Consider the following 11,459-nt stretch of genomic DNA (forward strand, 5'->3'; position numbering starts at 1 on the left):
ATTTTACTGGTTGAAAAAATAAGTGAAGGATTTTAATATAAACCGATTTCATGGTAAAATAGAATGCAAGTTTTGAAAAAATAGGTGAGTTTATGACAAAAGCGATGGATGATAAAGAATTTGAGCAAAAACATCTCGACCGGATTTTGAAAATGATTAGAGCTAAAAAGTCCGAGTTGTCTTCGTCAATTAAGTCCGCTGAAGGTGAGGCCCAAGATCTTAATTCACACTTTTTTGATGATGTAAAACTAGATTATGACGGTTATTCAACATCAATGGAAACTGCATTGTCTATTCACCAACAGCAACAGCTGCTTGATGAACGTCAAAATGCCTGGCAACATGCCGCAAAGCAACTGAGTACAGTGCAAAAGTTAGAACAAAGGCCATATTTTGCTAGAGTAGATTTTAAAGAGAACAAGGAGAAGCCAGAGACTATTTATATTGGTCTAGGGTCCTTTGCCGATAAGAATAATCATTTTCTGATTTATGATTGGCGGGCACCAATTTCTTCAATTTATTATGATGGGAAAATTGGGAAAGTTTCTTATATGTCTCCTGAGGGTGAAATTACCGTTGATATGACTAAAAAGCGGCAGTTCATGATTAAGGACGGCAAGATCGTTAATATGTTTGATACCAATGAGTCCATTGGCGATCAGATGCTGCTGGAAGTTTTGGGTGAAAAATCCGGCACCCAGATGAAATCAATTGTCACGACTATTCAGCGTGAACAGAATAAGATTATAAGAAATACCAGCGCTGACCTGCTTTTTGTTCAAGGTGCGGCTGGTTCTGGTAAAACTTCTGCCATCTTGCAAAGAATTGCTTACCTGCTTTATCGCTACCGGGGCAAGTTAACCAGTAGTGATGTTATCATGTTCAGTCCAAACCAATTATTTAACGATTACATCAAGAACGTTTTGCCTGAAATGGGTGAGCAAAACATGGTGCAAATGACCTATTGGCAGTTTGTGGCGAGGAGACTGCCGGGAATGACAGTTGAAAACTTGTTTGACCAATTTGAAGATAGCGCAGCTGATTCTGCTATCAGTCAGTTTAAGGACTCTACCAGCTTCTTTAATCTGTTACATCATTATGCTAAGCACCTTAATAATCGGGGGGTAATTTTTAAAAATATTTACTTCCGCAATAAAAAGAAACCATTTTTTACGAAAGAAAAAATCAGTGAACTCTACTATTCATTTAATTCCAACTATAATTTAAGCAACAGAATTGACGCTACACGTGAGGAATTAATTAAGTCACTTAATCGTAAAATTAATGGTGAAACTAAAAAGGCGTGGGTATCGGATGCAATTCAAAACCTCAGCCAGGAACAATTGAATGCTTTGTATGATCGACCGGACCAGGAATTTGAATCTGAAGAAAAAGAAGAAAAATTCCTCAGCCGTAAAATCGTGGTCAAAGCACTGGAAAAAGTTTTCCAGCAAATAAGACGCAATAATTTTATTAACATGCGTGCCCAATATCTGAGCTTTTTACGTGCAGTTCCTAAAATGACTGATTTAGCTAAATGGCAAATTAGTGAAAAAGACTGGGAAAAACATGTTGAAGATGTTAAGCAAAGCTTTATGAAACATTATATTCATATGAATGATGTTTCAGCGTATTTGTATCTTTATGATCTAATTACGGGTCGTCACGTGGATTATGAAATGCGCTATGCTTTTATTGATGAAATTCAAGATTATACCCCGTTTCAACTTTGTTATCTCAAGTATAATTTTCCCCGCGCCAAATTTACGATGCTGGGTGACTTAAATCAGGCTATTTTTACTAAAGACGAAAGCAGGAGCCTGCTTAAGCAGATTAGTGGTCTATTTGATCCTGAAAAAACTGATGTGGTGCAATTAACCAAATCATATCGCTCAACCAAGCAACTGACAGAATTTACCAAACAAATTTTGCGGCAAGGCGAAAAAATTGAATCATTTAACCGTCAAGGACCTAAACCAGTTCTGTGGGGACGGTCCAATAATACTGCTGCTATGCAAGTACTAGAACAAATTTTAAGTGAAAATGATCAAACCAAATTGACAACGGCGATCATCACCAAAGATTTAGCCAGCGCGAAAATTGTAGCGCAGAAACTAAAAGAGGATAGGGTGAAGGCGACGCTAATTGCTACTGCTAATCAACGTTTGGTAAATGGTACTCTTGTCATCCCGTCATATTTAGCTAAGGGCCTGGAATTTGACGCAGTCATTATGTGGGCTGCCTCAAAAGAAAATTATCATCGCGCTGATGAAACACAACTTGTCTACACAATTACTTCGCGTGCAATGTACAAGCTTGATATTATTTATACAAATGAAAAGAGTCCACTTCTTGAAGTAGACCCGGAAACTTATGTAGAAAAATAGGTGATGCTATGACTGAAGGGGAAAAATTTACGTTTAAACCAGTTACGCAAATGACTGGGCGGGAAATGTTTTGCGTTGCTCGCTTGCGGATAGACACATTTGTAACAGAACAAGAAATTACGGTACCCGAACTGGATGACGAAGATTTGGCTGCCATTCAAGTCTATTTACTGAATGATCAAAAAACTAACGCTCTGGCTGTTTGCCGCATTTTTCAAGAAAAAGGCAAGTGGTTGTTAGGCAGAGTAGCAGTTGCTAAAACGGCTCGCGGGCAAAAACTAGGTACCAAAATGATGACTCAGGTTCATGAGTACTTGCGTAATCAGGGAGTTGACCGCCTTTATTGTCATGCACAATGGCAGGCTAAACCCTTCTACGACTTTTTAGGCTATCTTACTAAAGGTGAGCCTTTTACGGAAGCTGATATTAAGCATGTAATGATGTATAAGGATTTATAAAGATAATAACTTGCACTACAATTGTGCAAGTTTTTGTTTAATGGCAGCTACTACCAGGTTAATTAAGATTTTGTTTCCTGCAGCTGTAAGATGCTGACCATCTTCCTGGTAGTACGAAGGCAAATTTTCTAACTGACAAAAATTAGCGATCAAGTTAATGAAAGGAATGTTATATTTGCTGGCACAATCTGCGGCAATTTGATTATAAATTGTCATATTTTGGTGATTGTAGTATTGCATAATATACTTATTATTAGGATCCTCATAAGCAGGACCTACAATAATCATTTTCGAAGCGCCAATATTTTTAACCATGTCGTTAAGATTAGCGGCATACTCAGCACTACTGATCCCCCAACCAGTAGACATGTCGTTTGTACCATATTCAAGGACCACTATGGCAGAATCTGTTGGAATTAAGTTTAAACGCTGCTTGCCTTGAGCTGTTGTGGCACCACTTAAAGATAAGTTGCTAATTTGAGCTTGACCAGCAAACTCTTTCTGCACTCCAGCCGTTACTACTTTAGTATCATGACCAGCACGGTAACCATTAAACAGGGAATCACCAAATAAGATTATTTTTTTCATAGTTTTACCTTTCTGTATGATTAAGGAAATTAATTAAAGAACTTTATGTTTTTATTTTACTATATTATAAGAATTAAAATTCAAGGATATCTAGGATGAAAAATTATTTACAGTTTAATAGAGAAGAATGGCAGTCACTGTCTGCCACTGAACCGGTTAAAATAACTCAAGATGAATTGGCTAAGATTAAATCTTTAGGAGATATTATCAATTTAACTGATGTGCAAGAGGTATATGGCAGTTTAATCAAGTATCTTTATTTAGTCTATCAAGAAAAGCGGACTTTGCAGCAAAAGCAAGGCAATTTTTTACACCAAAAAGTTGCAAGCGCCCCCTTTATTATTGGAATTTCAGGTTCCGTAGCAGTGGGGAAGTCAACTACTGCACGGCTTTTGCAAATATTACTTAGTCGTTCATATCCAGGTTTAAAAGTGCATTTAATGACTACAGATGGTTTTATTTATTCCAATCAAGAATTAACCAGGCGCAATTTAACCGACCGCAAAGGTTTTCCCGAAAGTTATAATATGAACTTGCTTATTAATTTTTTACAAGATGTCTTAAGTGGCAAGAAAGACATTGTTTACCCCCTATATTCTCAGGAGTTAAGTGATATTGTTCCCGGAAAATATGGTCACGTATGTGAGCCTGATATTTTAATTATTGAGGGAATTAACACGTTGCAACTGCCTACCAATGGTCAAATTGTAACCAGCGATTTTTTCGATTTTTCGATTTATATTGACGCACCAGAAGACTTGATTGAAAAATGGTTCATGCAGCGTTTTGTCAGACTGCTGGAGCTCAATAAAAATAATCCACATAACTTTTATTATGAAATGGCTAATGGGCCACGGGATGAGGCTCTCACATTTGCACAAGAAACTTGGCAAATGGTAAATTTGGTTAATTTGCGGGAATATATTGCCCCTACCAAGCCGCGTGCCAGTTTGATTTTGCATAAAACTGCTGGCCATGTTATTGACAAAATTTATCTCAAACAAATCTAACATGTAGCGGGGATAACTTTAACTTATAGTAGGCTTTAGAATTATGATATTGAGAGATAACAGGAGAAACAAATGTTACTGTTAAACAGAAGTGATATTGAAAAATGTTATTCACTAAAAGATTGTATTGCTGCGGTTAGTGACGCCTTTCGCTACTTTTCTGCCGGCAAAGTAGATGTACCATTAAGAACTCAAATACTTAAGCAAAACGGTAAGGATACTTTCTTATGTATGCCCGCTTTTTGTGAAGATTACGAAGCTGCCTGCGTGAAAGTATTGAATATGTTTCCTGAAAATATTAGTCAGGGAGTACCTTCTATTAATGCCCAAGTTCTAAATATCGATGCTCAAACCGGTATAGTTAATGCTATATTGGACGGTAATTATGTGACCCAATTGCGCACGGGCTCTGCTGCGGGAGTTGCACTCAAGTACTTGGCAAAAAAGAATTGTAAAAAGGGTGCCTTAATTGGTACTGGCGGACAGGCGGCAACGCAGCTTGAAGCCATGCTGATTGTGCGAGACCTGGATGAGGTGGCCGTGAGTGACCTTGATTTTGAGCGAGCCCAAAAGTTTGCCGCAAAAATGCAAGAGGACTTGGCGCAATACCACACCAAAATCACGGCGGTTAAGACTGGTAATGAAGCGGTACAGGATGCAGATGTGGTTATATCTGTCACACCGTCAACTAAACCAGTTTATGACGCTCACTTTATTAAACAAGGTGCTACTATTTGTGGTGTAGGTGCCTATCAACCACAGATGGAAGAAACACCAGCAGAACTGGTTGCTAAAGCGGATAAAATTTACTTTGATTCTAAAGACGCTGTTTTGGCAGAGTCAGGTGACATAATTATTCCGTTAAATAAAGGCTTAGTTTCTGACTCTGACTTTACTGGCGAGATTGGTCAAGTCGTGAGCGGCGAATTAACAGGACGCGAAAATGATAACGAAGTAATTTTCTTTGAAACGGTTGGTATCGCGGCTCAAGATCTAATGGCCGCAAAGTCTATTTATGATAACGCTGTAAAGCATAACATTGGAACTCAAGTTAACATGTAAGTCTCAACTTTTTAGTTTATTTAAAATGATTGATTTTATGGTGTTGATAAAGTCCAAATTTTGCTATACTAATCATTATGAATGAGATTTATTTATTATTGATAAAAAAGTTTGCTTTACCTCCGGCGTGGTTTCCTGAAGTCAATAATTAATTTAATAAATGGATTTAAAGGAGTAAAAAATGGTACAAGCAATAAACTTAAAAAAAGGTATGGTTTTTAGTCAAGACGGCAAATTAATTCGGGTTTTGAAAGCTAATCACCATAAGCCCGGAAAGGGCAACACCGTTATGCAAATGGATTTGCGCAACGTTGAAAGTGGTGCTGTGGTTCATAAAACTATGCGTCCGACTGAAAAAGTAGATTTAGTTGATATCACTAAGAAAAATGCACAATATCTTTATAATGAGGGTGATATTTATACTTTCATGGATACTGAAACTTACGAACAATATGAAGTTTCAAGTGAACAATTAGGTGATGACAAACTTTATCTGATGCCTAATATTGAAGTTCAGTTGGAATTTGCCAATAACAGTAAATTGCTGGGTGTTGAATTACCGTCAACTGTAACGATGAAAGTAACTCATACTGAACCAGGTATTAAAGGTGCTACTGTTACTGGTTCTGGTAAACCTGCCACAATGGAAACTGGATTAGTAGTTCAAGTTCCCGACTTTATTAAAGAAGGGGAGGAGCTGGTTATTAATACAGCTGAAGGTTCCTATAAGTCGAGAGCTGAAGGAAGTAAATAATTATAGTAAAAGGGTGCAGCCGCAACGACTGCATTTTATTTTTCTTGTTTAACGGTTGTAATTCTGCATACTCTCAAGTATTTTCCAAACATAAAAAGCGCTTGCAGAAAAATATCTAATTGTGTATAATATTTTACATAAATAAAAATGGATTGTTACTCTTTGAGGCATTACCATTAGTCGAAGTATTTTTGAATACTTACTAATTGTTGTGCTTCAAAGAGTTTTTTGTTAAGGGGGAAATTGTGTTTAATTTTTTCAAGAAGAAAACTACCAAATTTACTGTTACTGCACCTATTCCAGGAATATTGAAAAATTTAAGCGAAGTAAAAGATCCAGTCTTTTCACAAAAAATGATGGGAGATGGCTTTGCAATAAGCTTATCTTCCACAGCGACCAGTGTTTTTGCACCAGTGGCCGGAAAAATTGTTTCATTACCTGAAAGTCACCATGCAGTTGGGATAGTTACACAGGATGGGGATGAGGTACTTGTTCATATTGGTATAGACACAGTTAATTTAAATGGACAAGGCTTTTCAGCCGTAGTTGAGCAGAATGAAGAAATAACGCAAGGTCAAGAATTAGTTAGACTGAGTCGTGAGTTCCTTGAGAGCAAAGAAGTTGATCTGACTACTATGGTCATCTTTACCAAATTAATTCCAGAGCATCAAGGCTGGAAAATGACTAAAAATTATGGCGATAATGTAACTAATCTGGATATAATAGTCGAAAAATAAGTTTAATGGGAGTATCTAAATGCAGGTTGTTAAACGGATAAATAATAACGTAGCAGTTTGTTTAGATCAAAATCACGACGAATTAGTAGCGTTTGGTAAAGGCATTGGCTATCCAAAAACTCCGTATGAACTAACTGATTTAAGTAAAATCAAAATGACTTTTTACCGAATTGATAGTCGTAATTTCAAACTGATTCAAGAAATTCCGGAAAGTGTTTTAGAGGTTAGTGCCGATATTGTTCAGCAAGCGCAAACTATTTTAAACCAAGACTTAAATCAAAATATTCTTTTTAGCCTGGCAGACCATATTAACTTTGCAATTGAACGCTCAAGAAAAGGGGTACGAATTGACTATCCATTTTCATATGATATTCAGTCCTTTTACCCGCAAGAATGTCAAGTTGGCGAAATTGCTTTAAAGATAATCGAGCAAAAACTGGCTATAAAATTACCCTCAGAAGAAATAATTGCGATAGCGATGCATTTTATTAATTCTCAAGTAGTTACAAAATTGCAAATAAGTAAAGAGAGTTTTGACTCAATTGCCGACTTAATCGTAAAAGAGATTGAAAAGCAATTTAAGCTAAAAGTTAATCGTAAATCTTTTATCTATAACAGATTTATTACGCATTTAAGATACTACTTGAAGCGGTTAGAAAATGACGAACAAATTAATGATGGTTCCAGTAAATTACTCAGGAAAAGTTTTAAAGAAAACTATTCAAAAGTGTATCGATGTACAGTCGATATCATTAATCAGATTGATGAAAAACTAAGAACAAATACTACGGATGATGAAGAATTTTACTTAATGATTTATGTTCAAAGAATGATCGCACAATTAAATGATAAGGAAAGCAATGATGAATAAAAAATATCAGGAAATGGCCCGGCAAATTGTTACTGCAGTTGGCGGCAATGAAAATGTTGTTAGTGTAACCCATTGTATGACAAGGTTAAGATTTAATCTTAAGGATATGAGCATACCAAAAGATGATGAGATAAAAAATATTACGGGCGTGCTTGGAACTGCAAGATCTGGGGGACAATATCAAATTATTATCGGTCAAACGGTTAATGAAGTTTATGATGCGGTTACTGCCGTGGGTAATTTAACTGAAGCTGCACCAGTGACTGAAAAAAAGGATGACGTAAAAAGTGAATCTGAAAAATTAACGTGGAAATCTGTTGGAAATACAATTTTAAATAAAATTGCTGGCAGTCTAACGCCACTTATTCCCATGTTGATTGCAGCATCAATGTTTAAAATGTTGGTGGCAGTACTTGGTCCAACTATGCTAAATGTTATTTCTGTACATAGTGACTTGTATCAATTATTTAGTTTTGTTGGTGACGCTGGCTTTTACTTCTTCCCCGTTGCGATTGGTTATACTGCAGCTAAACAATTTAATACTTCTCCAATTTTAGGGATTTTTCTAGGAGCAATTATGCTTGATCCAGGATTGGTAAAAATTGTTGCAGCGGGAAAGCCGTTTACCGTATATGGTATTCCTATGCATTTGACTAATTATGCCAGTTCGGTTTTACCAATCTTACTGTCAGTTTGGATAATGTCATATATCGAGCGTTTCTTTAATAAGCATATTACTGCATCATTGCGGACTATACTTGCACCTACATTAACAATTGCTATTATGCTGCCACTTGCTCTTTGCGTACTTGGACCACTTGGAGGATTTGTAGGTGAATATGTTTCTAAGGGAATTATTTCCTTTGGTCAACTGGGTGGTATTGCCGCTATTATTGGCGTAGGATTAATAGGCGCTTTGTGGGAGCTTTTAGTGATCACAGGGATGCATTTAGTGATGATCAGTGCAATGATTACAATTGTAGCACAGACAGGTCATGACAACTTCATTATTCTCGGTTCTCTAGCTGCCAGTTTTGCGGTAGCTGGTATGAGTTTAGGTGCAGCACTACGTTTAAAAGATAAAAAAGAAAAATCACTTGCATTTAGTTACTTTATTGCCAATTTTATTGGTGGTGTCACTGAACCTGGCTTATACGGATTAGCAATTAAATATCGTAGACCATTCATTGGCATGATGATCGGTGGATTTGCCGGTGGTATATACGCTGCCATAATGCATGTCTCTGGCTATGTAATTGTGCCGGTAGCTAATTTCATGTCATTAACTGCTTATGTAGGCGGATCTACGGCTAATCTAATCAATGGTATTGCAAGTGCAGCAATTGCTTTAATAGTTGCAGCAATTGCTACCTATGTTATTGGCGTTGAACCCAAAAATAAATAGGAGGAAAATATGAAAAATATAATTATTCGCGCAGATGATCTTGGTTATTCCAAGGGAGTTAATTACGGAATTTATGAAAGTGTCAAACATGGTCTGATCAATAATGTTGGTGTAATGGTCAATATGAAAGACACACTTCATGGGTTGGACCTATTGCAAGGATTTGATCTTGATATTGGGATGCATACAGTGATTTGTGCAGGTAAGCCATTGACTGATCCAGAAAAAATACCAAGTTTAGTAACATCTGATGGCTCATTTAAGCCATCTAAGGTCTATCGAACTACAGACCACGATGTGGTTGATCTGGATGAAGTGATTGTTGAAATTGAAGCACAATACCAATATTTTTTAAAAATTGTTGGCAAAAAGCCTGATTATTTTGAAGCACACGCTGTTTACAGTGCAAACTTGTTAAAGGGTCTTGAAGTAGTTGCTGAAAGACATAATTTACCATTGTTACCATTCGATTTAGACTTAAATCCTGTTAAGTTTAAAAAGAATACGACAATTACAACTTTTATGGACAGTATGAAACCAAATTATGATCCATATCGTACTTTCGCTCATACTATTGAATTTGCTTTAGCTAATTCGTCTGATAATGTACCAATGATGGTTTGTCATCCAGGATATTTAGACCAGAGTATCATTCAGCAATCCAGTCTAACTATTCCGCGTACTCAAGAAGTGGACTTTTTATGTGATCCGAAGGTAGCACAGGAAATTGCAGACAAAGGATTGCATTTGGCCAGATATACGGAGTTAAACTGAAATAATAGTGAGTCTTAAGGAATAGAAAATAAAAAGTCTTGGTGGTTAAATTTTTTCTGACCAACAAAAAAGCATTGAGTGTTGTTGCTCAATGCTTTTTAATATGGTCAATAGCCAACTTCTTATTAATTCTTGTATTGCTTTTAATTGTAGTCATATCTTTCTAATTTTAATAATTAACTTTAAATTGCTTAGAAATAGTTTTAAATATTTATTTGCTTTTTCTAGAACTGTCATGAATAAATAATTTACGAGTATCAAAGGTAGTCTTATGATAAATTGTATTATATATCTTTCTTTTTGGATGGGCCCAACCCATTCCACGTTTACCATAGTTGGGAATAATAGCTCTTTTTATAGCCCTCTTTGCTCTTCCTTTTGTTCTGGCAGAGATAGACCTTCTTAAACTAGGCTTTCTAAAACCGATTTTGATCATTATTTAATCTTCTCCCTAATCTTCCCATTTACATAAGGTATAACCTTGATTAATAGCCTTTTTTAATGATATCTTGGTTATGTTTCCATGCGCTCTGCGCAAACCACGACAACTTGGATTAAAATGGTATCTTCTTCCTGAATTAGGAGCTATATAGACTTTGCGTATATTACGTTTGGTGACACCTTTCCGCTTTTTTTGCTTTCTTTTTGCAACTGACTTTCTTTTGCGAGTAGCTCTTCTTCTTTTAACAGTTACTTTTTCAGTAACTACTTTTTTCGCATTACTTTTTACTACTTTGGTAGATTTGGCAATAACAGTTTGTTGTGCATCTTGCATACCTGTGTTACCAGAAACAAAATTAGTAAAAAAAGTTATAAAAATAATTGCAAAGCAAAACCACCATTTTTTACAAAAAAATCTTTTATACTGCATATCTTACCTCCTCAATAACACAATTAGCTGTTTAATATAATCATACCTCATATAGAAATAAAATGTGTAATTTTTTATATAAATGAATACAATACGCATTATATTTGCTGTTATAAGTATTTATTCGGTTAAAAAATCTCGTTTTTCTTTTAACCAATACTTGTATAATAATTATGGAGGCGAGACTATTAGTATAGGACCTTTGTCAGAATGGGTGACAGCATTTGCCGAAATTGCAGCTGTTTGTATTGCACTATTTTTGCCGATTTATGACAAAAAGCAGGAAAAACGTAAAAAGACTCGTAATATGAAGGCTATTTTTAAGTTTTTAATTAAAAAGGCTTTAGAAGAGAAAGATACTTCAAACTTGGAATCATGCTTTAAAATAAGTTATCTCATTATTGACAGTAATGATGATAAACAAATTTATTCATTAGTGCAGCATGCAATTGAAATTCTAAATAATCAGAATATGCCAGAGGATAAAAAAAGAAAATATTGAGCAAGTATTAGAATATTTAAATAAGAAAAAGGACTGGAAA

General features: G+C 35.8%; 13 protein-coding genes. 10 read left to right on the forward strand and 3 right to left on the reverse strand.

Annotation, left to right across the window (positions count from 1 at the left end; translation table 11 throughout):
- The first annotated feature begins 92 nt into the window (after nt 1-92).
- Both helD and F5ESL0260_RS01240 read left to right on the forward strand, forming a co-directional pair.
- A complete protein-coding gene (gene helD / locus F5ESL0260_RS01235; RefSeq protein ID WP_122025573.1) occupies nt 93-2,387 on the forward strand; it encodes an RNA polymerase recycling motor HelD in 2,295 nt (764 codons plus the stop codon).
- Nucleotides 2,388-2,395: 8 nt separating this feature from the next.
- On the forward strand, nt 2,396-2,845 hold the full coding sequence (locus F5ESL0260_RS01240; protein ID WP_122025574.1) for a GNAT family N-acetyltransferase: 450 nt from the start codon (nt 2,396-2,398) through the stop codon (nt 2,843-2,845).
- 15 nt (nt 2,846-2,860) lie between these two features.
- Here the strand turns inward: F5ESL0260_RS01240 and F5ESL0260_RS01245 are convergent, their stop codons facing one another.
- Nucleotides 2,861-3,433, reverse strand: a complete 573-nt coding sequence (locus F5ESL0260_RS01245; RefSeq protein WP_122025575.1) for an SGNH/GDSL hydrolase family protein — start codon at nt 3,431-3,433, stop codon at nt 2,861-2,863.
- 95 nt (nt 3,434-3,528) lie between these two features.
- Here F5ESL0260_RS01245 and coaA point away from each other — a divergent pair, with 95 nt between their 5' ends.
- The 7 genes from coaA to F5ESL0260_RS01280 all read left to right on the forward strand — a co-directional run bounded on the left by coaA (nt 3,529) and on the right by F5ESL0260_RS01280 (nt 10,046).
- Nucleotides 3,529-4,443 (forward strand): type I pantothenate kinase, encoded by a 915-nt coding sequence (gene coaA, locus F5ESL0260_RS01250; RefSeq protein ID WP_122025576.1) that lies wholly within the window; start codon nt 3,529-3,531, stop codon nt 4,441-4,443.
- 72 nt (nt 4,444-4,515) lie between these two features.
- Nucleotides 4,516-5,505 carry an ornithine cyclodeaminase family protein gene (locus F5ESL0260_RS01255; protein ID WP_122025577.1) on the forward strand — a complete coding sequence of 330 codons (990 nt, stop codon included), beginning with the start codon at nt 4,516-4,518 and terminating at the stop codon, nt 5,503-5,505.
- A 181-nt stretch (nt 5,506-5,686) separates the two neighbouring features.
- Nucleotides 5,687-6,259, forward strand: coding sequence for an elongation factor P (gene efp, locus F5ESL0260_RS01260; protein ID WP_110445521.1), 573 nt, complete (start codon nt 5,687-5,689; stop codon nt 6,257-6,259).
- A 245-nt stretch (nt 6,260-6,504) separates the two neighbouring features.
- Nucleotides 6,505-6,996 carry a PTS glucose transporter subunit IIA gene (locus tag F5ESL0260_RS01265; protein ID WP_046324215.1) on the forward strand — a complete coding sequence of 164 codons (492 nt, stop codon included), beginning with the start codon at nt 6,505-6,507 and terminating at the stop codon, nt 6,994-6,996.
- A gap of 19 nt (nt 6,997-7,015) precedes the next feature.
- Nucleotides 7,016-7,867, forward strand: a complete 852-nt coding sequence (locus F5ESL0260_RS01270; RefSeq protein WP_122025579.1) for a PRD domain-containing protein — start codon at nt 7,016-7,018, stop codon at nt 7,865-7,867.
- The gene (locus tag F5ESL0260_RS01275; RefSeq protein WP_122025580.1) at nt 7,857-9,272 is read left to right on the forward strand and encodes a PTS transporter subunit EIIC; all 1,416 of its coding nucleotides are present in this window, start codon (nt 7,857-7,859) and stop codon (nt 9,270-9,272) included. The genes F5ESL0260_RS01270 and F5ESL0260_RS01275 overlap by 11 nt, the downstream gene beginning before the upstream one ends.
- A gap of 9 nt (nt 9,273-9,281) precedes the next feature.
- Complete coding sequence (locus F5ESL0260_RS01280; protein WP_122025581.1) at nt 9,282-10,046, forward strand: ChbG/HpnK family deacetylase; 765 nt, start codon at nt 9,282-9,284, stop codon at nt 10,044-10,046.
- Between the two features lie 211 nt (nt 10,047-10,257).
- Here F5ESL0260_RS01280 and F5ESL0260_RS01285 read toward each other — a convergent pair whose 3' ends face one another.
- Together F5ESL0260_RS01285 and F5ESL0260_RS01290 are read right to left on the reverse strand one after the other, a co-directional pair.
- The gene (locus tag F5ESL0260_RS01285) at nt 10,258-10,479 is read right to left on the reverse strand and encodes a hypothetical protein (protein ID WP_122025679.1); all 222 of its coding nucleotides are present in this window, start codon (nt 10,477-10,479) and stop codon (nt 10,258-10,260) included.
- Nucleotides 10,480-10,497: 18 nt separating this feature from the next.
- Nucleotides 10,498-10,917, reverse strand: coding sequence for a hypothetical protein (locus F5ESL0260_RS01290; protein ID WP_122025582.1), 420 nt, complete (start codon nt 10,915-10,917; stop codon nt 10,498-10,500).
- A gap of 202 nt (nt 10,918-11,119) precedes the next feature.
- Here F5ESL0260_RS01290 and F5ESL0260_RS01295 point away from each other — a divergent pair, with 202 nt between their 5' ends.
- Entirely contained in the window at nt 11,120-11,419 is a 300-nt protein-coding gene (locus tag F5ESL0260_RS01295) for a hypothetical protein (protein WP_147444108.1), read from the forward strand.
- Nucleotides 11,420-11,459: the final 40 nt, after the last annotated feature.

Source organism: Lactobacillus sp. ESL0260, from assembly GCF_003692935.1.
GTDB lineage: Bacteria > Bacillota > Bacilli > Lactobacillales > Lactobacillaceae > Lactobacillus > Lactobacillus melliventris.